This window comes from Rhizobium sp. IY2 (genome assembly GCF_047532935.1).
Lineage (GTDB): Bacteria > Pseudomonadota > Alphaproteobacteria > Rhizobiales > Rhizobiaceae > Rhizobium > Rhizobium anhuiense.
Genome location: NZ_JBLKNU010000002.1, coordinates 36,077 through 57,793, shown reverse-complemented (window position 1 = coordinate 57,793; position 21,717 = coordinate 36,077). Strand labels below are relative to the sequence as shown.

At 61.8% G+C, this 21,717-nt stretch carries 24 protein-coding genes; 13 read left to right on the top strand and 11 right to left on the bottom strand.

Translation table 11 applies throughout. The features are described 5' to 3' along the window. Positions 1–36: 36 nt before the first annotated feature. The 3 genes from nadA to nadC are packed head-to-tail and all read left to right on the top strand — an operon-like array spanning position 37 to position 3,445. Positions 37–1,008: a quinolinate synthase NadA gene (nadA, locus tag ACMUVN_RS08975; RefSeq protein ID WP_028758300.1), complete on the top strand. Its 972-nt coding sequence runs from the start codon at positions 37–39 to the stop codon at positions 1,006–1,008. Continuing rightward, positions 1,005–2,546, top strand: a complete 1,542-nt coding sequence (locus ACMUVN_RS08970) for an L-aspartate oxidase (protein ID WP_028758301.1) — start codon at positions 1,005–1,007, stop codon at positions 2,544–2,546. Before nadA ends, ACMUVN_RS08970 begins: the two co-directional genes overlap by 4 nt. Then, positions 2,546–3,445 carry a carboxylating nicotinate-nucleotide diphosphorylase gene (gene nadC, locus ACMUVN_RS08965; protein ID WP_028758302.1) on the top strand — a complete coding sequence of 300 codons (900 nt, stop codon included), beginning with the start codon at positions 2,546–2,548 and terminating at the stop codon, positions 3,443–3,445. The genes ACMUVN_RS08970 and nadC overlap by 1 nt, the downstream gene beginning before the upstream one ends. Before the next feature lie 4 nt (positions 3,446–3,449). Here nadC and ACMUVN_RS08960 read toward each other — a convergent pair whose 3' ends face one another. The 5 genes from ACMUVN_RS08960 to ACMUVN_RS08940 form a co-directional block, all read right to left on the bottom strand. Continuing rightward, positions 3,450–3,938 carry a VOC family protein gene (locus tag ACMUVN_RS08960; protein ID WP_097622413.1) on the bottom strand — a complete coding sequence of 163 codons (489 nt, stop codon included), beginning with the start codon at positions 3,936–3,938 and terminating at the stop codon, positions 3,450–3,452. A gap of 88 nt (positions 3,939–4,026) precedes the next feature. Beyond that, positions 4,027–5,274, bottom strand: coding sequence for an ABC transporter substrate-binding protein (locus ACMUVN_RS08955; protein ID WP_028758304.1), 1,248 nt, complete (start codon positions 5,272–5,274; stop codon positions 4,027–4,029). A gap of 26 nt (positions 5,275–5,300) precedes the next feature. After that, complete coding sequence (locus ACMUVN_RS08950) at positions 5,301–6,401, bottom strand: ATP-binding cassette domain-containing protein (RefSeq protein WP_028758305.1); 1,101 nt, start codon at positions 6,399–6,401, stop codon at positions 5,301–5,303. 3 nt (positions 6,402–6,404) lie between these two features. Further along, positions 6,405–7,343, bottom strand: a complete 939-nt coding sequence (locus ACMUVN_RS08945) for a carbohydrate ABC transporter permease (protein ID WP_028758306.1) — start codon at positions 7,341–7,343, stop codon at positions 6,405–6,407. Continuing rightward, positions 7,340–8,236, bottom strand: a complete 897-nt coding sequence (locus ACMUVN_RS08940; RefSeq protein ID WP_049816520.1) for a carbohydrate ABC transporter permease — start codon at positions 8,234–8,236, stop codon at positions 7,340–7,342. Before ACMUVN_RS08940 ends, ACMUVN_RS08945 begins: the two co-directional genes overlap by 4 nt. Before the next feature lie 182 nt (positions 8,237–8,418). On the opposite strand from ACMUVN_RS08940, the gene ACMUVN_RS08935 reads away from it, so the two are divergent. The 9 genes from ACMUVN_RS08935 (at position 8,419) to ACMUVN_RS08895 (ending at position 16,684) form a co-directional block, all read left to right on the top strand. Further along, positions 8,419–9,231 carry an aldo/keto reductase gene (locus tag ACMUVN_RS08935; protein ID WP_028758308.1) on the top strand — a complete coding sequence of 271 codons (813 nt, stop codon included), beginning with the start codon at positions 8,419–8,421 and terminating at the stop codon, positions 9,229–9,231. A gap of 131 nt (positions 9,232–9,362) precedes the next feature. Next, positions 9,363–9,803 carry a VOC family protein gene (locus tag ACMUVN_RS08930; protein ID WP_028758309.1) on the top strand — a complete coding sequence of 147 codons (441 nt, stop codon included), beginning with the start codon at positions 9,363–9,365 and terminating at the stop codon, positions 9,801–9,803. 255 nt (positions 9,804–10,058) lie between these two features. Beyond that, a complete protein-coding gene (locus tag ACMUVN_RS08925; protein ID WP_028759029.1) occupies positions 10,059–11,078 on the top strand; it encodes a LacI family DNA-binding transcriptional regulator in 1,020 nt (339 codons plus the stop codon). 30 nt (positions 11,079–11,108) lie between these two features. Then, on the top strand, positions 11,109–11,867 hold the full coding sequence (locus ACMUVN_RS08920; RefSeq protein WP_028759030.1) for a sugar phosphate isomerase/epimerase family protein: 759 nt from the start codon (positions 11,109–11,111) through the stop codon (positions 11,865–11,867). A 263-nt stretch (positions 11,868–12,130) separates the two neighbouring features. Then, entirely contained in the window at positions 12,131–14,083 is a 1,953-nt protein-coding gene (locus ACMUVN_RS08915; protein ID WP_047611942.1) for a BTAD domain-containing putative transcriptional regulator, read from the top strand. A 106-nt stretch (positions 14,084–14,189) separates the two neighbouring features. Then, complete coding sequence (locus ACMUVN_RS08910) at positions 14,190–14,333, top strand: hypothetical protein (protein ID WP_164735880.1); 144 nt, start codon at positions 14,190–14,192, stop codon at positions 14,331–14,333. A 13-nt stretch (positions 14,334–14,346) separates the two neighbouring features. Then, positions 14,347–15,609, top strand: a complete 1,263-nt coding sequence (locus ACMUVN_RS08905) for a YcaO-like family protein (protein WP_028759171.1) — start codon at positions 14,347–14,349, stop codon at positions 15,607–15,609. Continuing rightward, on the top strand, positions 15,606–16,349 hold the full coding sequence (locus ACMUVN_RS08900; protein WP_063475716.1) for a TfuA-like protein: 744 nt from the start codon (positions 15,606–15,608) through the stop codon (positions 16,347–16,349). Before ACMUVN_RS08905 ends, ACMUVN_RS08900 begins: the two co-directional genes overlap by 4 nt. Positions 16,350–16,417: 68 nt before the next feature. Beyond that, positions 16,418–16,684 (top strand): hypothetical protein, encoded by a 267-nt coding sequence (locus tag ACMUVN_RS08895; RefSeq protein WP_004668299.1) that lies wholly within the window; start codon positions 16,418–16,420, stop codon positions 16,682–16,684. Between the two features lie 37 nt (positions 16,685–16,721). On the opposite strand, the gene ACMUVN_RS08890 is transcribed toward ACMUVN_RS08895, so the two are convergent. The 6 genes from ACMUVN_RS08890 to ACMUVN_RS08865 form a co-directional block, all read right to left on the bottom strand. Continuing rightward, positions 16,722–17,126 (bottom strand): helix-turn-helix domain-containing protein, encoded by a 405-nt coding sequence (locus ACMUVN_RS08890; protein ID WP_028759063.1) that lies wholly within the window; start codon positions 17,124–17,126, stop codon positions 16,722–16,724. A gap of 352 nt (positions 17,127–17,478) precedes the next feature. Further along, the gene (locus ACMUVN_RS08885) at positions 17,479–18,315 is read right to left on the bottom strand and encodes an amidohydrolase family protein (protein WP_028759064.1); all 837 of its coding nucleotides are present in this window, start codon (positions 18,313–18,315) and stop codon (positions 17,479–17,481) included. Positions 18,316–18,427: 112 nt separating this feature from the next. Next, positions 18,428–19,039 (bottom strand): ATP-dependent Clp protease proteolytic subunit, encoded by a 612-nt coding sequence (locus ACMUVN_RS08880; RefSeq protein WP_127429854.1) that lies wholly within the window; start codon positions 19,037–19,039, stop codon positions 18,428–18,430. 42 nt (positions 19,040–19,081) lie between these two features. Beyond that, on the bottom strand, positions 19,082–19,441 hold the full coding sequence (locus ACMUVN_RS08875) for an SRPBCC family protein (RefSeq protein ID WP_028759066.1): 360 nt from the start codon (positions 19,439–19,441) through the stop codon (positions 19,082–19,084). Next, a complete protein-coding gene (locus ACMUVN_RS08870; RefSeq protein WP_028759067.1) occupies positions 19,438–19,752 on the bottom strand; it encodes an ArsR/SmtB family transcription factor in 315 nt (104 codons plus the stop codon). The genes ACMUVN_RS08875 and ACMUVN_RS08870 overlap by 4 nt, the downstream gene beginning before the upstream one ends. 69 nt (positions 19,753–19,821) lie before the next feature. After that, positions 19,822–20,607: an IclR family transcriptional regulator gene (locus ACMUVN_RS08865; RefSeq protein ID WP_047611921.1), complete on the bottom strand. Its 786-nt coding sequence runs from the start codon at positions 20,605–20,607 to the stop codon at positions 19,822–19,824. Positions 20,608–20,922: 315 nt separating this feature from the next. On the opposite strand from ACMUVN_RS08865, the gene ACMUVN_RS08860 reads away from it, so the two are divergent. Next, positions 20,923–21,657: an SDR family oxidoreductase gene (locus ACMUVN_RS08860; RefSeq protein WP_047611919.1), complete on the top strand. Its 735-nt coding sequence runs from the start codon at positions 20,923–20,925 to the stop codon at positions 21,655–21,657. Positions 21,658–21,717: the final 60 nt, after the last annotated feature.

Below are 21,717 nucleotides of genomic sequence, written 5' to 3'. Positions count from 1 at the left end.
TGATATGCTCAAAGAGAGCATAATTAGGAGCCGGTCATGAATTATCCTGTTTCCGCATCCTCGCTCTATGAGCGCGTTAGCCGCGTCATTCCCAAAGCCGAATGGATGACGTTCGAAAATGACGTCGACGCGATCCTCGAGCTCAAGCGCCGCCGCAACGCCGTCATTCTCGCGCACAATTACCAGACGCCGGAGATCTTCCACGGCGTGGCCGATATCGTCGGCGACAGTCTGGCGCTTGCCCGCAAGGCAATCGAGGTTGATGCCGATGTCATCGTGCTGGCCGGCGTGCATTTTATGGCCGAGACCGCCAAGCTGCTGAACCCCGAAAAAACCGTGCTGATCCCCGATCTCGGCGCCGGCTGTTCGCTGGCGGACTCGATCACGCCCGAGGATATTGCGCTGCTGCGCCAGGCCCATCCCGGCGTGCCCATCATCACCTATGTCAACACATCGGCCGCGGTGAAGGCCGCCTCCGACATCTGCTGCACATCCGGCAACGCCAAACAGGTCGTGGAATCGCTCGGCGTACCGAAGGTGCTGATGATCCCGGACGAATATCTGGCGCGCAACGTCGCCCGCGAGACGGATGTCGAGATCATCGCCTGGCATGGCCATTGCGAGGTGCATGAACTCTTCACCGCCGAGGATGTGCGCCAGCTGCGTGAAAACCATCCCGGCGTAACGGTGCTCGCCCATCCGGAATGCCCGCCCGACGTCGTGGCCGAAGCCGATTTCGCCGGCTCCACCGCCGTCATGTCGGACTATGTCGGCAGGCAGAAGCCGGCGCGCGTCGTGCTGCTCACCGAATGCTCGATGAGCGACAATGTCGCCGTGCACCATCCCGATGTCGAGTTCATTCGCCCCTGCAATCTCTGCCCGCATATGAAGCGGATCACGCTTGCCAATATCCGCGCCGCCCTTGAGGAAAACCGCCACGAGGTGACGGTCGATCCGGCAATTGCCGTGGCCGCCCGCTGCGCCGTCGAGAGGATGCTGGCGATATGACCGAGGTCCTCGAGCATCTGGCCGGACGCACGGTGATCGTCGGCAGCGGCCTTGCGGGGCTGATGACCGCACTGACGTTGGCGCCCGAACCCTCGGTGATCGTCACCCGCGCCGCCCTTGGCGCGGAGACGTCGAGCGCCTGGGCGCAGGGCGGCATCGCCGCCAGCATGGGCGCCGACGACAGCGCGGCGCTGCACCTTGCCGATACGCTTGCCGCCGGTGACGGGCTCTGCGATCCCGTGACCACCACCGGCATCATCGCCGAAGCACCAGCCGCAATTGCCGCGCTGGAGCGAGCCGGTGTGCGTTTCGACCGGAATGCCGCCGGCCAACTGTCGCTCGGGCTGGAGGCGGCCCATAACCGCCGCCGCATCGTCCATGCCGAAGGCGACGGGTCGGGTGCTGCGATCATCGCCGCGCTGATCGAGGCGGTGATGAAAACACCTGTGATAACAGTCCTCGAAGGCTTCGAGGCGCGGCGGATTCTGATGGATGGCGAAAAGGTCGCCGGCCTGCTCTGCGCGACTGCGAAGGGGGCTGCCATTCTGCCGACATTGAAGGTGGTGCTCGCCACCGGCGGCATTGGCGGGCTCTACGACGCCACTACCAATCCGATGGGCAATTTCGGCCAGGGGATCGCGCTTGCGGCAAGGGCCGGCGCTGATCTCGCCGATATGGAATTCGTCCAGTTCCATCCGACAGCACTCGATTCCCGCCGCAGGCCGCTGGCGCTCATCAGCGAGGCGGTGCGCGGCGAGGGGGCCTTGCTCGTCAACGAACGAGGCGAACGTTTCATGGCCCGCACTCCAGGCGCCGAGCTTGCGCCGCGCGACGTGGTGGCGCGGGCGATCAGCGCCGAAATTGCCCGCGGCGGCAAAGTCTTCCTCGATGCCCGCATTGCTCTCGGCAACCGCTTTGCCACGCGCTTTCCCGTCATCTCCGCCCTTTGCGGCGAGGCCGGCATCGATCCGGCAAAAGACCTCATCCCGGTACGCCCGGCAGTTCACTATCACATGGGCGGCGTGGCCACGGTTGCAAATGGCCGCAGCTCGGTGCCCGGTCTCTGGGTCGCAGGCGAAGCGGCTTCGACCGGCCTGCACGGCGCCAACCGGCTTGCCAGCAATTCGCTGCTGGAGGCGGCTGTCATGGGCATGCGGGCGGCACGCGACATATCGGGCATGCCCGCAAGTGCTGCCGGAAGCGCCTTCACCGAGAGCCTGCCGGTGCCTGCCGATGCATCGCTCGTCCGGTCGATCGTCTCGCGCCATCTCGGCGTGCTGCGCAATGCCGGCGCCATTCATGGCGCCATCGCCGCCCTGCTGCCGCTTGCCGAAGGCAACAGCCCTGCCGCCGATCCGGCCATCGTCGCGCTCTCGATCGCGGTTTTCGCCAGCTTGCGGACGGAATCACGCGGCGCCCATGCCCGCACCGATTTTCCGCTGAAGCTCGGCGATGCAAACCGCCGCCGGATGCGCCTTTCCCAAGTGCTGGAGATCGCCCGCGCGACCCCGTCCTATTCCCTTGCAAGGAGCGCCTGATGAGCCTTGTTCCCCTTCCGCGCCTGATCGTCGAACCCTTGGTCAGGCAAGCGCTGCTCGAAGATCTCGGTCTTGCCGGCGACATCACCTCGGCCTCGGTCATCCCTGCAGATCACCGCTCGACAGTGGTGATGGCCGCCCGGCAGCCAGGCGTGATCGCCGGCCTCGATGCCGCGGAACTGGCCTTTTCCCTCGTCGATCCGGAGATCGTCATGCGCCGCCATCTCCAGGACGGCGATGCGGTCAAGCCGGGTGACGTGATCGCCACCATCGAAGGCCCGTCGCGCGGTCTGCTGAGCGCCGAGCGCACCGCGCTGAATTTTCTCGGCCATCTCTCGGGCATTGCGACCGTGACGGCCGGGATTGCCGCCGCCATCAGGGGCACCAAGGCTTCCGTCGCCTGCACGCGCAAGACGACGCCGGGGTTGAGGGCGCTGGAGAAATATGCGGTGCGGGCCGGCGGCGGCATGAACCACCGTTTCGCCCTTTATGACGCGGTGCTGATCAAGGACAATCACGTCGCCATCGCCGGCGGCGTCGCCGAGGCGATTCGCCGGGCGCGGGCCGGCGTCGGCCATATGGTGAAGATCGAGGTCGAAGTGGACACCCTCGATCAGCTGCGTGAAGCGATGGAGACCGGCGTCGACGCCGTCCTGCTCGACAATATGACGCCGGATCAGCTGCGTGAGGCGGTCGCCATCGTCGCCGGCCGGGCCATCACCGAGGCATCCGGCCGCGTCACGCCGGCAACGGCCGCCGCGATCGCGGCCTCCGGCGTCGATCTCATTTCCGTTGGATGGCTGACGCACAGCGCGCCGGTACTGGATATCGGGCTCGATTTCGTCGAGGCAGCGTCCACGGCGGTAACAGCCCCGAAACGGATTGCACAGGTTCTGTGACCCTTCAGGCGTGTTTCGGCTGGGCTTCCTTGTCGCTGTCGAATTCCAGCAACTCGATCATCACGCCGAGATCGGGCACCGTGTCATAATAGGCATAACGCCCATGGCCGCCGTCGAATTCGCCGCGCTGGAGCAGGCGGTGGCCCTTGTCTTCCAGATAGCGGTTTCGCTTGGTGAGGTTCTTCGTCTTGAAGGCGATGTGGTGGCAGCCGGGGCCTTTTTCCTCCAATAGATCACGCCAGGCGCTTTTCTCCGGGCCGGGCTGCAGGAACTCGACATCGATATTGCCGAACTTGAACATGATGATGCGGCAGCCGACCTCGGCGGGCTTGCCGTTATAGACAGCCTGCGCCTCATCCGGCTCGGCAGCCTTGCCTTCCGGCGGCACCGGTTTGCCGGTCAGATCCGAGAACCAGGCGGCGGACTTCTGCACATCGTCGGTCACGAAGCAGATCTGCATGACGGCATCTTCGTCGAGCAAACGCTTGTCCATCGGTATTTCCTTTCTGCGAAGGGGTGGGACGGCCCGCCATTTCGGAAACGGACCGCCCCTCTCAGAGAAACCGCGAGCCAGAACCGCTCTAGCCGAGAATGGTCTTGTAGTTTTCCTTGATCTTGGCGATTGCGTCGTCGACGCTCATGTCGGGATCGCTCCAGAAGTTGAAGGCCACGTCCCAGATCGAGTTCTCCCAGTCGGCGTCGCTGATGGCATGCGGGTTTTGCACCTGATGCTTCGGATCGGCAACGATGCGGAGCACTTCCTTGGAGCAGGCATCGAGACTGTCCTGCGGCGCATCGAGGCGCACCGGCGTCGAGCCCTTGGCCTTGGCGAATTCCGCCTGGACGTTCGGATCGACGACGATCGCCGCAAAGTCGAGTTCGGCCTTGTCCTTATCCTCAGGCTGGCCGCCGAGCAGACCCCAGCTGTCGACGCTGGCAGCCACGGCTTTTGCGCCGGGGATCTGGATGCAGCCGAAATCCTTGCCGGCGGTCTTGCCGGCCGCCAGCCATTCGCCCTTCATCCAGTCGCCATGGATCTGCATCAGCGCCTTGCCGGTGATGACGAGATTGGTGGTGAGGTTCCATTCGCGGTTGGCCGAGCCTTCGTCGGCTGCCTGTTGGAATTTGCGCAGATAGTCGAAGACCTGGCGGAATTCCGGCGTGTCGAAGACGGCGGGATCGGGCTTTTCGCCATAGATCCTATTGAAGAAGTCCGGTCCGCCGATCGTCGCCGCCAGCGCATGGGTGAGGTAACCCACCTGCCATTGCTGGCCGCCGACGGCCAGCGGAATGACGCCCGCCGCCTTGATCTTGTCGAAGTCGGCAAACATCTCGTCGAGCGATTTCCAGGCCGTCGGATCGATGCCGACTTTCTTGGCGACGTCCATATTGTAATAGACCATGCCGTCGATGTGCAGCGCGGTCGGCACCTTCATCACCTGATCGTCGACAACCATCGAATGGGCCACCGCATCCGGATACTTGTCCGGGTAGCCATGCTCCTTGAAGAAATCCGTCAGCGGCCGGCCGAGGCCGGCCTTCACCAGATCGCGATAGACGCCGGGATTGGACTCCATGAACAGGTTCGGTGGGTTGCCGCCGGCAACGAGGTTCATCAGGTTGACGTTGGAGCCGGTGTCATGCGGGATGGCGATGTCGGTCCAGCTGTCGCCTTTGGCTTCCAGGTTCTTCTTGAGCACGTTCAGCGCCGCCACTTCGGGAGGCGCCGACCAGGTGTGGTAGATCACGAGATCGGTCGCTTGCGCGCCGAGGGGAGCAGCGCCCGCAAGCATGGTGGCGGTGATGCCGGCAAGTATCCTGTTCATCATTTCCATTCCTCCCTTTGGTTGCTCATTCACATTCGTCGCCCGGTGCGGGCGTCAAAGACATTGGCCTTGCCGCGCGGAAAGTCGGCTCGCACCGTCTGGCCGGCACTGAGGCCGGCGGCGCGGTCCGGATCGACGCGCAGCGCCAGCAATTGATCGCCGAAGCCGAGATAGGCGGTGGCATCGGAGCCGGTGCGTTCGGCATGTCTGAGCGGCAGCTCGAAGCTTGCCGCTGCATGGGCGAGCGGCTGATCGGCGACAACGAAATGCTCCGGCCTGAGGCCGATGATGACCTCGGCGCCGTTTTCCGGCGGCTGCGAAAACGCGTAGTCGCCGAGATTGATGACATCGCCCGTATCGAAGCCCGCCTTGACGCAATGTCCATCCACCTTCAGCCGCGCCGGACGAAGATTCATCGCCGGCGCGCCGATGAAGCCAGCGACGAAAAGATTGGCGGGCTTGCCATAGATCTCGTCGGGCGTACCGAATTGCTGGATGACGCCGCCGTCCATGACCGCGATCTTCGTCGCCATGGTCATCGCTTCGATCTGGTCATGGGTGACATAGACAACGGTCGGCCTCAGCGTGTCGTGCAGCTTCTTGATCTCCAGGCGCATCTCGGTGCGAAGCTTGGCATCGAGATTGGACAGCGGCTCGTCGAAGAGAATGACGCCGGCCTGCTTGACGAGCGCCCGGCCGATCGCCACGCGCTGACGCTGGCCGCCGGAGAGCTGGCCGGGTTTGCGGGCAAGCAGGGGCTCGATCTGCAGCAGCCTGGCGGCAGCGGCGATGCGCCGCTCGACCTCCGCCCGGTCAAGGCGGCTGGCGGCAAGGCCGAATTTCAGGTTTCCGTAGACGGTCTTGGTCGGATAGAGCGCATAGGACTGGAAGACCATGGCCAGGCCTCGATCCCTCGGATCGAGATCGGTGACGTCGCGCTCGCCGATCGTGATGCGGCCGTCGGAGACTTCGAGCAGGCCGGCAAGCAGATTGAGCAGCGTGGTCTTGCCGCAGCCGGAGGGGCCGAGCAGCACCAGGAAATCGCCATCCTCGACCGCGAGATTGAGATCATCGAGGATCGTCACCGCGCCGAACGATTTGACGATATGTTCGAAGGTAATGCGCGGCATGGGTCAACCCTTGATCGCGCCGGCGGTGATCCCCTGAACGAAGAACTTGCCGACGAGGAAATAGATGACGAGGGGCGGAATGGCGGTGAGCAGGGCGGCCGCCATGTTGTCGTTATAGGCGACCACGCCTGTGGAGACGGTGATGAGATTGGCGAGGATGACGGTCATCGGCTGGGTGCCGAGCCCGCCGAAGGTGACGCCGATCAGATAGTCGTTCCAGATCGAGGTGATCTGCAGGATCAGCACGACGATCAGGATATTGCCCGACATCGGCAGGATGATCTCGATGAAGATCCGCCAGAAGGAGCCGGAATCGATGATTGCAGCCCGCATGATTTCCTGGGGAATATCCTTGTAATAATTGCGAAAGATCAGCGTCAGCACCGGCATGGCCAGCACCGCGTGCACCACGGCGATGCCCCACAGCGTGCCGTAGATGCCGATCGCCGCGGTGATGCGGATCAGCGGATACATGATGACCTGGAAGGGCACGAAGGCGCAGATGAAGAGCAGGAAGAGAAAGGCGTTCGCCCAGCGCACATTCCAGAGCGCCAGCGCATAACCCGTCACGATCGACAGCGCGATCGACAGGATCAGCGACGGGAAGAGGATCAGCACCGAATTCCAGAAACCGACCTTGAGGCCGTTGCAGTTGATGCCGGAGCAGGCCTTGTTCCAGGCGTGGTCCCAGGCTTCGAGCGTCCAGACGTGCGGCAGCGAAAAGATCGCGCCTTCGCGGATCTGGTCCATCGTCTTGAACGAGGTGACGACGACGACATAGAGGGGCACGCAGAAAAACAGCGCGCACATGGTCAGGAACAGCAATATGGCGACGGAGCGCCCGGGAATACGTTTCCTCTTGCGGGGGAAGAAGGGCTGGCGCGGGCCGGGTGAAGCCTTCGTCGCCTCGTCCAGCACGGCTGCCTGCGTCACCACGGTCATCGCGAACCCCCGTTCGCCCGGCGCTGCTGCCAGGTGGTGATCAGCACCAGCGGCAGGAAGATCAGCGCGGTGATGACGAGCATGGTGATGGCGGCGGCCGAGGCATAACCGATATTGCTCTTTGCCGAGAGCGCGTTGATGGTGAAATAGGCCGGCACCCAGGTGGAATTGCCCGGCCCGCCATTGGTCATCGCCACAATCACGTCATAGGCCTTGATGACCCCGAGCGAGAGCAGTATGGCGCAGGTGATGAAGGTGAACTTCATCATCGGAATGATGATCTCCAGATAGAGCCGCCAGAAGCTGACGCCGTCGAGGCGCGCGGCACTCCAGATTTCGGTGTTGATCGATTTCAGGCCGGCGAGCATCAGCGCCATGTAGAAGCCGGAACTTTGCCAGATCGAGGCGAGGATGATCGCGTACATGGCAGTCTCGGGGCTCGCCAGCCAGTTGAAGCTGACCGAGGTGAAGCCGAGGCCATGCAGGAAATTCTGAAGTCCGAGCTGCGGATTGAAGATCCAGCGCCAGGCAGCACCGGTGACGATCAGCGAGACGGCAAGCGGATAGAGGAAAACCGTGCGGAAGAAGCTCTCGCCGCGCCATTCGCGATCGATCATCGCGGCGAGGACGAAGCCGAAGACGATGGCAAGTGCGCTGCCGATACCGAGAATGACGAGATTGTGCAGGGAGATCGCCCAGCCGGCATCGTTGAAGAGCCGCTCATACTGGCGCGTCCACTCGCTCCAGTCGATTTCATATTCCGGAACGCGGCGGCTGCGGGTCAGCGAAAGCCATGCCGTCCAGCCGATCGCGCCGATGAATGCGACGAAGGTGACGGCGACAGCCGGCGCGAGAGCCAGCTGGGGCATCATCCGGCTCCAGCGTAGTTGCATCTCTTCCTCCCAGACCCAACGCTCCCACATCGGACCAAGCCCGATAAACAGGCTTGTATTATCGTTAAACTATGATCAAAAATGCCCATGCGTCAACCGAGGATTTTCGGCCGATTTCGCTCCGAAAGAACAGAAAGCTCAGCCAAACAAGCCAAACGCGACCGGAACGAGGGAGAAGACATATGGAAAATCAGCGACTTATACCGCAACTGGGTTTCGGCACCTATGGCCGCAACGGCAAGGAGGGCATCGACGCCATCCTCTGCGCACTGGAGACGGGCTACCGGCATCTCGATACCGCACAGACCTATGATACCGAATTCGAGACCGGCGAAGCCTTGCGCCGGTCCGCCATTGCGCGGGGCGAGGTTTTCATGACGACGAAGATCTCGACCGACAATTTCGGCGAGGGCAAGCTCATCCCGTCACTCGAAAAGAGCCTGGAAGCGATGCGCATCGACCAAGTCGACCTGACGCTCATCCATTGGCCGGCGCCGAACGGCGCCATTCCCCTGAAGGTCTATCTCTCGCAGATCGCCGAGGCGCAGGAGAGGGGACTGACGCGGCTGATCGGCGTCTCCAACTTCACCATCGCGCTGCTGCAACAGGCAGAAGAAATCGTCGGAAAAGGGCGGATCGTCAACAATCAATTCGAGCTCAACCCGCTGATACAGAACAAAAAACTAGCTGAATACTGTCAGCGGAACGACATCATCGTCACCTGCTATCTGCCGATCGCCCGCGGCACGCTTTCCGGGGATCCGGTGCTCTGCGCGATCGCCGGCAATCATGGCGCGACGGTCGAGCAGGTGATCATCGCCTTTGAACTCGCCAAGGGCTATTGCGCCATTCCGACGTCGGGCCGGGCCGAACGCATCCGTTCAAATTTCGCCGCCGGCAAACTGCGGCTGAAACAGGAGGAGATCGCCCTCATCGAGGCGCTCGATCGCAACCAGCGTACCATCGATCCCGACTGGGGTCCCGATTGGGATTGAATCCGCCGGCGGTTGACAATTCCGATCGCGACGTTCAATTGTGATTTTGTATTATCGTTAATTCAAAATTGGCTTCTGTTGATCGAAACACAGTTGACGGCGGCGCCCGGCGCTGCCGGTGAGGAGGAAACATGCTTGGAATAACCGGCTACGGCCATGTCGCCATCAAGGTCAAGGACCTCGACGCCTCGCTCGACTTCTACCGCGAACGCCTTGGCTTTCCCGAGATGCTGCGCCTGAAGAACGACGACGGCTCGACCTGGCTCGTCTATCTCCGCATCACCGACGACCACTATCTCGAAATCTTCCCCGGCGCCGAAAACGACCGGGCGCCCGGCTGGAACGCCAACGGCGTCAACCACATGTGCTTTACGATCGACGATCTGGATGCGACGGCGACAAGGATCCAGGCGGCCGGCATCAAGCTCACCGCCGAGATCAAACCGGGGCTCGACGGCAATCGCCAGGCATGGATCGAGGATCCCGACGGCAACCGCATCGAGCTGATGGAGATGCATCCCGACTGCCTGCAGTACCAGGGTATCAAGCGGCTGCGGGCCGAAGGAAAATGACGCCACGGCATAATTCCTTAGATCAGAATCGATTTCAGGATAAAATTATGCAGTAATTCAAAGCGTTACAGCGTCCTTTGCGCGTCTGAAGAGACGCGCGGCGCTGTAAAGGAGAGCCGCCGGACGAGGTCCTGCGGCTTTCTCTTCCACCCTCTCCCGGCGAAAGCTTCCGCTTCCCCCGTGGAAGCTTTCGCTTTCCACCGGAGGAGGTTATGGAAGGAAGATTGAGCATCAGGACATATAGCCGCCCTCACGATGACCAGATCGAGCGTCCGCCTCAAAGACATTGCCGACAAGACCGGATTCTCCGTGAACACGGTCTCGCTGGCGCTTCGCGGCAGTCCGCGCATTCCGGAGGAGACGCGCCAGCTGATCCGCAGCATCGCCGAGGCGCTCAACTACCTGCCGAACCATATCGCCAAATCGCTGGTCAGCCGTGAAACGAAGACGATCGGCCTCATCCTCACCGACATCACCAATCCGACATTGATGCGAACGGCGCAGGCGATCGAACTGGAGCTCGCCGACAAGGGCTACGGCACGCTCTTTGCCACCTCCAACAACGATGCGGAGGAAGAGATCAGGGCGTTGGAAATGTTCCGCTCGCGCCAGGTCGACGGCATGCTCATCTATCCCCGCAGCCACCGCAAGCTCGATCATATCCGCAAGATCCGCCAGTCGAATTATCCGATCGTGCTGCTGGTCGGCGATCCGGATTCCGGCATCGACGCGGTCTGCGTCGATGAGAGGCGCGGCGCCTACAAGGCGACGCGGCATCTGATCGACACCGGCCATCGCAGGATCGGCATCATCGACAGCGCCAATCCGCTCGGCAATCTGGAAAAGAGCGAAGGCTACCTGCAGGCGCTTTCGGAAGCCGGCATTGCCTTCGAGCCGGCGCTGACGGCCGACCCGCAGGGCCATTCCGTGATAAAGGGCTATTGGGCGATGGACCAGCTGATGAGCGTGGCCGACCGGCCGACCGGCGTCTTTGCCGCCAATGATTCCCTGGCGATCGGCGCCTTGCGCTGGTGCCAGAAGAACGGCGTCAACGTACCTAGGGATGTCGCCATCATCGGCTTCGACAATATCGAATTCGCCGAACATGCAGCCACGCCGATTTCGAGCGTCAACTACGCCGTCGACATCGTCACCGAGCTTGCCGTCGAGCGGCTGATGCGGCTCGTCGCCGCCAAGGATGCGCTGCCCGACCCGCGCGTTACCATGATCGAGCCGGATCTCGTCATCCGGGAAAGTACCACCGGCCGAAGCTGAGAACCGGGCCGGCGCGAAGGGAGCAAAGACATGCGCTATCCGATCTCCTACCAGCTTTATTCCTCGCGCAATTTTCCGCCGCTTTTTGCCCAGTTTCCCGAGCTGAAGGCTTTCGGCTACGATGCGATCGAACCCTGGCTTCCGGCCTATGAGGCCGATGCCAAAGCTTTCCGCACGGCGCTCGACGACGCCGGGCTGAAGTGCCACTGCTTTCATATGCCGCTGAAAGGGCTGGTCGAAGAGCCGCAGCGTTTCATCGACATCGCGCTGACGATCGGCGCCACTATCATGATCCCGCCCTATGTGGCGCCGGAAGAGCGCGGCACCGCGACAGATTATTGGAGGAACCTCGGCGCGCAGTTGGCCGAAGGGGCGCAGCAGGCGGCAGAGCACGGGCTCAAGCTTGCCTGGCACAACCACGATTTCGAATTCTTTCCGCTGGCCGACGGGTCACGGCCGATCGACCATATCTTCGACGGCGGCGGCGACAATGTCTGGTTCGAGATCGATTGCGGCTGGATCACCCGGGCCGGCGCCGATCCGGCGGCCGAACTCAAGAGATTCGTCGACCGCATCATCGCCATCCAGATGAAGGACATGGCGCCCGGAGGCACTACGGCGGAAGACGGTTGGGTGGCGACCGGCGACGGCATCATCGACTGGGAAAAGCTCGTACCACTCTTCCGTCAGACAAAGACTGAGCATATCGTCACCGAGCATGACAATCCGGCCGACTGGCGCCGTTTCGCGCGGCGTTCGATCGAACACATCAAGGCGCTCGGCCTGTAGCGCAACGCCGATTTGCTCGGGGACAGCCTGTGATACGGGCCGTCGTTAGCTCAATAACCTGCCGCCAGGGTACGCAAACCGCATCCTGACGGAAGTGTTGGCAAAGCATCTTCTCGGCGAGCGACATGCGAAAATGCAAATAATCGATGAAATTTCTTCTTTTTTATAGCAAAGCCGCTATGCGCGGCGGCTTTATAGCTTTAACATGATGTCTTGACCGCCGGTGCGTTTGCGCGCCTTGGCTTTCGGGGGTGAGAACCGAGATGCAACGGACATCCGGGCAAATGTCGACGAACAGGCTGTGCCTGCTCGGAAGACCGCGATTGCTGGCGGCGGGGAAGGAACTCCCCTTGCCGGAGAAGTCTTATTTTCTTCTCGCCATGCTTGCTGCCGAAGCCGATCTCGAACTCGACCGCGAAACCGTCAGGCGGCAACTCTGGCAATCGGAGCTGCCGGAAAAGCGGGCAGGTAGTCTGCGCCAGCTCCTGGCGCGCATCGAACAGAGCATTCCCGCCGACCTTCCGCCGCTGCTGGCCGCGACCCGAACCCATATCGGCCTTGCCGCCGGCTGGGAGGTCGATGTTCATATCCTGAAACAGAAAGGGCCGCTCGCACCCGAAGACGGCGGCCTCCTGAACGGCGAATTGCTCGAAGGCGTCAAATCGCCGACGCAGGGCGCCGAGGACTGGCTGACCTTCGAGCGCCAGCGCATCGACGAATTGCGCTCCACCCATCTCGCCCGGCTGGTCGAAACATCAGACGATAGATCTGATGAAGAGCAGGTCACGCTTGCCAGGCGCCTGCTGGAACTCGATCCTGCCAGTGAGACCGCTTATCGTGCCCTGATGCGCACCTATGTCAGGATGAACGATCCGGCAGCGGCGCGTCAGGCCTATCTGAAGTGCAAAAGCCAGCTGAAGGACGACTTCGACACCGAGCCGGAGGAAAGCACCACCGCTCTTGCCCGCGAACTGAACCTGGTGCCGGCGGCACAAGCGGCTTCAGGTCACTCTCAGCCGGGGCCGAACCTTGCGATCACTCTGCTTGGCCAGCCGCGCATCATCATCCTGCCGCCGGAAAGCATTTTTACCGATCCGCTGATGGAGCGCGTCGGCAGGGCGCTTCTCGAAGACGTCACCATCGGCCTCAGTCAGCAGCGCGGCTTCAAGGTGATCGCGGCGCATACGAGTCTGGAAATCCTCAGCCGTTCGATCGATCCGTCGCGCGCCGTGTCCGGTCCGCTCGACCTCAGCTTCGACTATGCGGTCTACGTCACCATCCAGGGTCGCGACGAGGATGTCTTTGCGACCTGCCGCCTGACACGGACGACGACATCGGAGGTGATCTGGGCCATCGAGTTGCCGCTGGTCATGCAGAAGATCAGCGAATCCTTCGCGCATCTGACGCGGCGGATCGTTTCCTCGCTCGCCGACACGATCGAGCGCCACGAACTGGCGATGCCGATCGGCGAGGCGCCGCCATCCGCCTATCGTCTCTATCTGGAAGGCAAGCGGCTGATCGCCCAGACCGATCTGCAGCATCTGCGCCAGGCGCGCAAATGGTTCAAATCCTCGCTCAATCGTTATGAGCATTTCTCGGCTGCGCATGCCGGCGTGTCGCGCGCGCTCGGTATGGAATGGCTGATCCGCGGCATGCGTGACAAGGAACTGCTCGATGAGGCGAACGGCGCTGCCCGGCAGGCGCAGCAGTCCGACCCGAACAGCGGCCGGGCCTACCGCGAGCTCGGATTCGTGGCGCTCTATCGCCGCCGCTTCGACGAAAGCCTGGAATATTTCCAGCAGGCCCAGGATCTCAATCCCAATGATGCCGACATCCTCGCCGATTTCGCCGACGCGCTTTCCCATGATGGTGATTTCGATCGGGCGCTGGAGCTCAGCCGCGCGGCCTTCAAACTCAATCCGCTGCCGCCGGACTATTATTACTGGAACCTCGGCGGCATCCATTTCATGCGCGAAGAGTATGAAATGGCGATCGAGGCGCTGGAACCGGTGAAGGCCAAGCAGGCAACCGCCCGCCTGCTCGCCGCCTCGCATGCTATGGCGGGCGATACGGCCAAGGCCAGGAATTATGCCAGGGTGGTGCTGGAAAACTTCCCCGATTTCCGCAGCGAGGATATCCGCCATTTCGTCCCCGATCGCGATCCCGCCTATACCGAACCGCTGATACAGGGCCTGCATCTTGCCGGTCTTCCCTGATTGCGCGGCCTTTTAACGAAGCCTGTAACGCTTAAATGACGCAGGTAATGTTTCCCTCTGATGGTTAACGGCAGCAAGGCGCTGCCCAACCAATCGGAGATGGAACATGAAGACGAATGCTGAAAGCACTGCAGTTCAGACACCGTCGCTGCGCTTCTCTGCAGCTGCCAGAGCAGCCATGAAGCAGGATGAACTCAACGTTTCCGCCAATGCGCTCGAGAGCCTGACGCATGCGCTGAGGTTCCGCTAAGGAACAAATCGGTATGTCCGCTTTCACCGACCTTGAAACGCTTGCCGGTGACCTCAAACGATCATCGGCAGGCGTCAGCGATTATCATGACCGCGCCGTCACGCCGGCGCAGACCTTCGCGGCCATTAGGCCGCATCTGCGCGAATTCGGCATCACCCGCGTCGGTCTGTTGACCGCGCTCGACGTCCTGAACATCCCCGTCGCCTTCGCAACGAGGCCGAACAGCCATACGCTTTCGGTCTTTCAGGGCAAGGGTATCGACAACGAGGCCGCCATGACCTCGGCGGCGATGGAGGCGGTCGAGACGCGGATCGCCGAAATTGCCCCCGCCGACCTGACGCAGGCGACCGTCGAGAGCATGCGGGCGGAGCGTGCCGCCATGATCGACCTCGACAATGTCGCACGCTGCGCGCCCGACGAGATCGGCAGCCGTCCCATTCCCTGGTGCTCCGGGCTCGACATCCTGTCCGGCAGCAGCGTCTTCGTACCCTGGTGGCTTGTCGGTCTCGACCATCGCGGCGAGAGGCCGCCGGGCTTCGAGCAGTCGAGCGATGGGCTGGCCTCCGGCAACACGCCGTCCGAGGCGGTCCTGCATGGGCTTTGCGAGCTGGTGGAGCGCGACGCCTGGGCCCTGACCCAGCTGAAATCGCCGGAGCGCCTGAAGGAAAGCCGCATCGACCCGACCTCCTTCGGCGATGCGGTGATCGACGTCATGACCGACCGAATCACCCGCGCCGGCATGAAACTGCTGCTGCTCGACATGACGACGGATATCGGTATTCCCGCCTTTTTGGCCGTCATCATGCCCGGCAATCTTTCCGACCGTGTCGACGCGCGCTGGTCGCATGTCTGCGGCGGCTGCGGTTGCCACCCCGATCCCGTGCGCGCCGCGCTGCGCGCCATCACCGAAGCGGCGCAGAGCCGACTGACTGCGATTGCCGGCAGCCGCGACGATTTCTCGCCGCGCATCTATCAGCGGCTCGACAGGAGTGCGGCGATGCAGCAGGTGGTCGAACTGTGCGAGGGCGACGGCCGGATGCGCCCGTTCCAGCCCCGTCATCATCGCAAGGCGACGATCCAGGAGACCATCGGCCATATTGCCGACCGGCTGGTGGCCACCGGCATCGAGCAGATCGTGGTCGTGCCGTTTCCGCACCCGGCCCTGCCGGTCTCCGTCGTCAGAGTGATCGTGCCCGGCCTGGAGGTCGATATCTCAGGCCAGTACATCCAGCTCGGCATGCGCGCCGTCAACACCATAAGGGGAGCCGAATCATGAAGGTGCTGTTCGTCGGCCCGAGCCTGGGCAGCGATCTTGCCGCGGCAAGGGCGATGTCTTCCTGCATCGACTTCCGGCCGCCGGCCGCTGCCGGCGACATTCTGAAAGCGGTTGAGGACGGCGCCACCGCGATCGGCCTCGTCGACGGCTATTTCGGCGATCTGCCTTCGGTCTGGCACAAGGAAATTCTGTACGCGCTCGAACACGACGTCGCCGTTGCCGGCGGCGCCAGCATGGGCGCGTTGCGGGCAGCCGAATGCGCCCCCTTCGGCATGGTCGGGCTCGGCTCGATCTTCGAGGATTATGAGTCCGGGCGGCTGCTCGACGACGAGGCCGTCGCGCTGGTGCATGCGCCGCAGGAACTTGGCTGGCTGCCGCTTTCCGTGCCCTGGGTCGATTTCGAGCCGACGATCGATGCGCTTTACGCCAGCGGCGAGATTTCACCCGGCGAGCGCAAGAAGCTTCTGCTTGCCGGCCGTTTCCTGCATTTTTCCGAGCGCACCTATGCGAAGGTGGCCGACGAGTGCCATTTCCGTAAACCGCGCCGCGACCTTATCCTCGCCGCCATTCGCGGCAACCGCGTCGAGCGCAAGCGCAACGACGCGCGGCTGGTATTGGAATGGCTGCGCAGGGACAAATTCCTTCCCGTCAACCGTGACTGGCACTTTGCCGCAACCTCGCACTGGGAGCTCCTGCACGCCGAAGTCACGCGCAATGCGGTTGCTGTAACGCTTGAATAACGGTCGCGGCACAAAGATGCAGTAGTGGATGGAATCGTAGGGTTTCACGGCCAACGAAGGCGGGAACGATGTTTGAACAACACAACGAAGGTACAGGCAGCGAATACGCAAGGATCTTCCGGCTGCTGTCGGCAGCCAAGGAGGAGGCTGAAAAGCTTCAGCTGCGTAATCTGATGCACCTGACGAACATGGCGCTGCTGCAGGTCGTTATCGATTGGGACGGCATAGATCCCGACAGGGAGCTTGACGTCAATCTCGAGAAGCTGCTCGGCAGCAAAGCCAAGATCGCAATGAAGGATGCCAGCGAGAATCTAATTCTGATCGATCGCCATTGACCCTCATGCGGCCCGTTGGATTGCGTGAAGGACCGGTTTATTCGGCCGCGTCAGCGTCCAACTGTTCGGTGTTGGCGATCGCCTGGACGAGCTTCAGAATCTTCTTGCGAAGAGCTTCGTTCTTGATCGAAAAGAACGCCGCATTGAGAAGGACGCCTTCGCGCGAAATAACGAATTCCTCGCTTGGAGCAGGGTTGTCGTTGGCCGTAGCAGGGGTCGACAGGTCGTCGAAAAACGTCCTGACATCGACCTTCAGCGCGCCGGCGATTTCGACCAGCATGCTGGCGGAAACGCGGTTGGAACCCTTTTCGTATTTCTGGATCTGCTGGAACGTTACGCCGACACGATCTCCCAGTTCCGTCTGAGAAACTTTCCTCAACAGACGCTGGATGCGGATCGTCTTTCCGACGTGAACATCTACTGAGTGCGGTTCTTCTTTCATTTATTTCCCTCCTGATACAGCGGAGATCTGGCCATTTGCCATATCTCCGCCTGACAACTTTTACCCGAGATGAATAAAGCTAGCAATTGCTCGGTTGTAAGTCGTCCCAAACCGATACAACGCGTCTGCGTCATTATCTCACCACACATCACCAGCAAAAAACATGCCAAAGTAGCACTTTTGCCGGGCACGTCATTATTTTCGTGATGTTGACGCCTGTCGGCGGGGCGTGTGCAGCGAATCCGGGGGTGATATGCATAAAAACAATGAGCGAAGAGCGTTGCTTCACCCGGTCCATGCAAATGCGCTTTAAGTCTTTGATAACCACTGCGCTCTTTTGGGGCGGTGCTTTTTAGAACGCCCAGAGACGCTGCGCATTGGCGAAAAGCAGCTTCGAGCGCTCGGCCTCACCAACGCCGGAAAGCATCGCATGGGTCGCCGCGACCCAGGTGGAGAGGCCGCCGCCGAGCGTGCAGACCGGCCAGTCGCTGCCCCAGACGACACGATCCCAGCCGAAACTTGCGATCACATGTTCGATATAGGGCCGCAGCGTTTGCGCGGTCCAGGTCTCGGCATCCGCATAGGCAACGACGCCCGAGACCTTGCAGACGACGTTCGGCCGCCGGGCAATCTCGGATATGCCGGCCTTCCAGGGCTCAAAGGCATTCGAGCGGATATCGGGCACGCCGCAATGGTCGAGCACGAACTGCACATCGGGCGCGAGATCGACGAGGGCCGCCACTCGGCCCGCCTGATGCGGCAAGGTGCAGAGGTCGAAGGTCAGGCCGCTGCCGCCGATGCGCCGGATGTTTTCGCGGAACAGGGCGCCTTCGGAGACATCGTCAGGCACGACATGCAGCACGCGGCGGAACCCCTTGACGAAAGGATCGGCCTTCTGTCGCTCGAGATAGGCGGCAAAACCTTGCTCCTCCGGTCGGCAGGAGGCGATGGCGCCGGCAAGCAGACTGCCTTCCTTTTTGGCGATGTCGGCAACGTGATCGGTCTCGGCCTGCATGGCGGCGGGATCGACGTCGACCTCCATATGCAGCGCCGTGGTGATGCCGCAGCGCCGGGCCTCAGTCGCATAGGTTTCGTAGAGGAAATCACGATCGAGAGCGGGCGCCTGGGCAAGCCAGGGATAGGGCAGCGCCGACCGATCGATGATGTGCAGATGGGTGTCGATGAACACGCTCTCTCCTCCAAGAGTGGTTTTGCGGCAACCTATCCCTGGTGAATGGATTGTTCAAATAGAAATTCCCGGCGGTTAAAAATTCCAACTTTTGTTGGATTTCCGCGACAGCTTATAGGCTGGCCGTGTCTTCCCGAACCGTTAGAATACGGTCGATAAGACCCCATTCCAATGCTTCTTCCGCCGTCATGAAACGGTCGCGATCCATCCCGCGCTCAAAGTCTTCATAGGAGCGTCCGCAATGCTGCGCATAGAGCCGCGTCATGCGCTGCTTGGTCTTGAGGATTTCTTCGGCGTGAATCAGCATGTCCGAAGCCTGCCCTTGGAAGCCACCGGAGGGCTGGTGAATGAGGATACTGGCGTTGGGCAATGCAGCTCTTTCGCCGGCCTCGCCTGCCATCAGCAGGAACGATCCCATTGACCGGGCTGTCCCCATGCAAAGCGTATGAACCGGCGCGCGGATAAAGCGCATGGTGTCATACATGGCGAGGCCGCTGGTCACGGCACCGCCCGGCGAATTGATGTAAAGATTGATCGGCTTCTTTGGATTCTCGGCCTCAAGAAACAGCAACTGCGCGCAGACCAGAGCGGAAACGGTGTCGTTAACCTCGCCGTTGAGGAAAATGATGCGTTCGCGCAGAAGACGGGAGTAAATGTCAAAAGATCTCTCTCCTCTGCTGGATTGTTCTATGACCATAGGGACGAGTTGCATCGCTTCGCGCATCGGCGAACTCCAATCTTCCAGAATTTAAGGGGGCTTGCCGCGTCAGGCGGCGAGCATAACGGGCGGACTGTTGCTGTTCGCGGCCGCTTTCGCCATCCGGTCGAGCCTCGCGTCGGTCAGTTCGTGGATAATGCGCAGGCGGGTGCCGCCGGTCGCGTTCGGGACGATCGTGAACGTCACCGAGCTCTCAAGGAAAGGTGGAGCATTGTCGCGCAGGCTGTAACGGACTTCCTCGCCAGGTGTGATAGTGGCCGGTTCGGGATCGGCCAAAGCGTCTTTTGGCAACCAGTTTTCCCGAAATTCGGGGATGCTGATTGCACGCCAGACCTTGTGCGGCGGTTCATCCAGATCGAATTCCAGTTCGATGCCGTCTTTATGCTCGGTGGCCTTTCCGTCGTTCATTGGTCCATATCCTTCAGCAAGACCTTGAGAGCTTCGATGCGGGCAGGCCAGTAGGCACGATATTTCGCCAACCATTGCGCGATGAGAGCCAGTCCCTCCGGATCGACTTCGTAATTCACGAAACGCCCCTGCCGTTCTTCCCTCACGAGCTTTGCGCTCCGCAAAACCGAGAGATGTTGCGACATTGCCGGTTGACTGATCTCCATGCCCGCGCGCAAGGCGCTGGCGTTCATGCCGCCCGCCGCCAGCTTCTCGAAGATCGCGCGGCGGGTTGGGTCGGCCAAGGCTCGGAAAATGTCATTCTCGATCATGCCGACACATAAGCACGAACTTATGCGATTCGCAAGTCTGCTTCGCGACGGGCTTTTCCGAGGGGCCCTTCAGCCGGAATGGCCGACATCGGCGCCGGCGAGCAGCGAAAGCTGGGCGGCGGTCTTCTGCACCAGCATGATCGTCTGGGTGATATCGGGCGCGGACGGCGCATTGACGAGCGCGATGAACGGGCAGGTGAGGGCGGCGATGCAGCGTCGGTCCGGCCCGAGCACCGGGGCGGAAAGATTGTAGACGCCCGCCGTCTGGGCGCTTGCCATCATCTCGTAGCCGCGCTCGCGGATCTGCTCGAGGCGGTCGTAGAATTCGGGCCCGAGTTCGATGTCGGCGCGGCTGCGCACATGTTCCGAGATCATCATCTCCCGCTCCTCCTCGCTGCGGAAGGCGAGCAGCACATGCCCCGAACCGGTGTCGAAGAGGCTGATATGGGCGCCGATGCGGATCGAGAACCCCCAATAGTCAGGCGCCTCCTGTTGAGCGATGACAACCGCCGCACCGCGATCGAAGACGGCAAGGTGATTGGCCTGGCGCGTGCGCTGGGCGAGATCGCGCATCAGCGGCGTGGCATAGGAGGCGAGCCGGCGCACCGGCGCGTGCAACTGGGCAAGACCGAAGAGCTTCAATGTCAGCGAATAGCGATCGCCGTCCAGCCGGGTGACGTAACCGCGGCGCACCAGGCGATCGAGCATGCGGTAGAATTCATTGGGGCTGCGGTCGAGCCGCTTGGCGATATCGGCCTGGGTGAGGCCGGTATCGACACCGGCGAGCAGTTCCAGGATATCGAGGCCCTTGTCGAGGGCAGGAGCGCGGTAGCGGTCTGACTCGTCGGTCTCCATTCCTTCCTCCTGTGAATACCATTCTGCATATACGCAGAACTGCAGCCGGAAAAGGAAAACTTCACGCTTGACCCTTGGCCAATCGTCTGTTTGTCTATAAACAGACAAATCATGACTGAAGACGTCGCCCGATATCAGGTGAAACCGCGTGGCCTTCCCGGCACCAGGACTGGGCGGCAAGCCGCCAACAATATCTTGCCGGACGACCGTCGAAGCGCGCAAAATGAGAAAAGGCCCGAGCCTCGCCCCCGAGCCTCATCAAGACAAACCGCATTCCGTCGTCCAGCATAGACACTTCCAGAAAAGGCCCGTGATATGACAAACAGACTTTCCGGCAAGACCGTTCTCATCACCGCCGCCGGCCAGGGCATCGGCCGGGCGACGGCGACAGCCTTTGCCGCGGTCGGCGCCAAGGTCCACGCGACCGACATCAACACCGAGGCGCTGGCGACGCTGGCCGCCGAAACCGGCGTTTCCACCCACAGACTGAACGTGCTCGAAGACGATGCGGTCACGGCCCTCGTCGCCGAGATCGGCGCTGTCGACGTGCTGTTCAACTGCGCCGGCTTCGTTCATGCCGGCTCTATCCTCGAGATGAAGGATTCCGATCTCGAATTCGCCTTCGACCTCAACGTCAAGGCGATGATCCGCACCATCCGGGCCGTGCTGCCGGGCATGATCGAACGCAAGGACGGGTCCATCGTCAACATGGCCTCTGTCGCCTCCAGCATCAAGGGCGTGCCGAACCGCTTCGCTTATGGTGTCACCAAGGCGGCGGTAATCGGGCTCACCAAATCCGTGGCCGCCGATTACGTCGGCCAGGGCATTCGCTGCAACGCCATCTGCCCCGGCACGGTTGAAAGCCCGTCGCTGCAGGACCGCATGCGCGCCCAGGGCGATTACGATGCGGCGCGCGCCGCCTTCATCGCCCGCCAGCCGATGGGCCGGCTGGGCTCGCCGGAGGAGATCGCCGATCTCGCCGTCTATCTCGCCGGCGCGACCTATACGTCGGGCCAGGCGATCGCCATCGACGGCGGCTGGACGATCTGATTGAGAGCAGTTCCAGCAGAAATGCGCAGCGGTTTTCCCAGGCAAAGCGCGAAGCGCTTT

What these genes read in the sequence shown, in the direction of transcription:
- nadC (WP_028758302.1), top strand. Translation starts at nt 2,546, where the DNA reads ATGAGCCTTGTTCCCCTTCCGCGCCTGATCGTCGAACCCTTGGTCAGG.
- ACMUVN_RS08910 (WP_164735880.1), top strand. Translation starts at nt 14,190, where the DNA reads ATGAAGACGAATGCTGAAAGCACTGCAGTTCAGACACCGTCGCTGCGC.
- ACMUVN_RS08875 (WP_028759066.1), bottom strand. Translation starts at nt 19,441, where the DNA reads ATGAACGACGGAAAGGCCACCGAGCATAAAGACGGCATCGAACTGGAA.
- ACMUVN_RS08935 (WP_028758308.1), top strand. Translation starts at nt 8,419, where the DNA reads ATGGAAAATCAGCGACTTATACCGCAACTGGGTTTCGGCACCTATGGC.
- ACMUVN_RS08895 (WP_004668299.1), top strand. Translation starts at nt 16,418, where the DNA reads ATGTTTGAACAACACAACGAAGGTACAGGCAGCGAATACGCAAGGATC.
- ACMUVN_RS08860 (WP_047611919.1), top strand. Translation starts at nt 20,923, where the DNA reads ATGACAAACAGACTTTCCGGCAAGACCGTTCTCATCACCGCCGCCGGC.
- ACMUVN_RS08870 (WP_028759067.1), bottom strand. Translation starts at nt 19,752, where the DNA reads ATGATCGAGAATGACATTTTCCGAGCCTTGGCCGACCCAACCCGCCGC.
- ACMUVN_RS08900 (WP_063475716.1), top strand. Translation starts at nt 15,606, where the DNA reads ATGAAGGTGCTGTTCGTCGGCCCGAGCCTGGGCAGCGATCTTGCCGCG.
- ACMUVN_RS08925 (WP_028759029.1), top strand. Translation starts at nt 10,059, where the DNA reads ATGACCAGATCGAGCGTCCGCCTCAAAGACATTGCCGACAAGACCGGA.
- ACMUVN_RS08880 (WP_127429854.1), bottom strand. Translation starts at nt 19,039, where the DNA reads ATGCGCGAAGCGATGCAACTCGTCCCTATGGTCATAGAACAATCCAGC.
- ACMUVN_RS08920 (WP_028759030.1), top strand. Translation starts at nt 11,109, where the DNA reads ATGCGCTATCCGATCTCCTACCAGCTTTATTCCTCGCGCAATTTTCCG.
- ACMUVN_RS08960 (WP_097622413.1), bottom strand. Translation starts at nt 3,938, where the DNA reads ATGGACAAGCGTTTGCTCGACGAAGATGCCGTCATGCAGATCTGCTTC.
- ACMUVN_RS08955 (WP_028758304.1), bottom strand. Translation starts at nt 5,274, where the DNA reads ATGATGAACAGGATACTTGCCGGCATCACCGCCACCATGCTTGCGGGC.
- ACMUVN_RS08915 (WP_047611942.1), top strand. Translation starts at nt 12,131, where the DNA reads ATGCAACGGACATCCGGGCAAATGTCGACGAACAGGCTGTGCCTGCTC.
- ACMUVN_RS08950 (WP_028758305.1), bottom strand. Translation starts at nt 6,401, where the DNA reads ATGCCGCGCATTACCTTCGAACATATCGTCAAATCGTTCGGCGCGGTG.
- ACMUVN_RS08945 (WP_028758306.1), bottom strand. Translation starts at nt 7,343, where the DNA reads ATGACCGTGGTGACGCAGGCAGCCGTGCTGGACGAGGCGACGAAGGCT.
- ACMUVN_RS08905 (WP_028759171.1), top strand. Translation starts at nt 14,347, where the DNA reads ATGTCCGCTTTCACCGACCTTGAAACGCTTGCCGGTGACCTCAAACGA.
- ACMUVN_RS08865 (WP_047611921.1), bottom strand. Translation starts at nt 20,607, where the DNA reads ATGGAGACCGACGAGTCAGACCGCTACCGCGCTCCTGCCCTCGACAAG.
- ACMUVN_RS08890 (WP_028759063.1), bottom strand. Translation starts at nt 17,126, where the DNA reads ATGAAAGAAGAACCGCACTCAGTAGATGTTCACGTCGGAAAGACGATC.
- nadA (WP_028758300.1), top strand. Translation starts at nt 37, where the DNA reads ATGAATTATCCTGTTTCCGCATCCTCGCTCTATGAGCGCGTTAGCCGC.
- ACMUVN_RS08940 (WP_049816520.1), bottom strand. Translation starts at nt 8,236, where the DNA reads ATGCAACTACGCTGGAGCCGGATGATGCCCCAGCTGGCTCTCGCGCCG.
- ACMUVN_RS08930 (WP_028758309.1), top strand. Translation starts at nt 9,363, where the DNA reads ATGCTTGGAATAACCGGCTACGGCCATGTCGCCATCAAGGTCAAGGAC.
- ACMUVN_RS08970 (WP_028758301.1), top strand. Translation starts at nt 1,005, where the DNA reads ATGACCGAGGTCCTCGAGCATCTGGCCGGACGCACGGTGATCGTCGGC.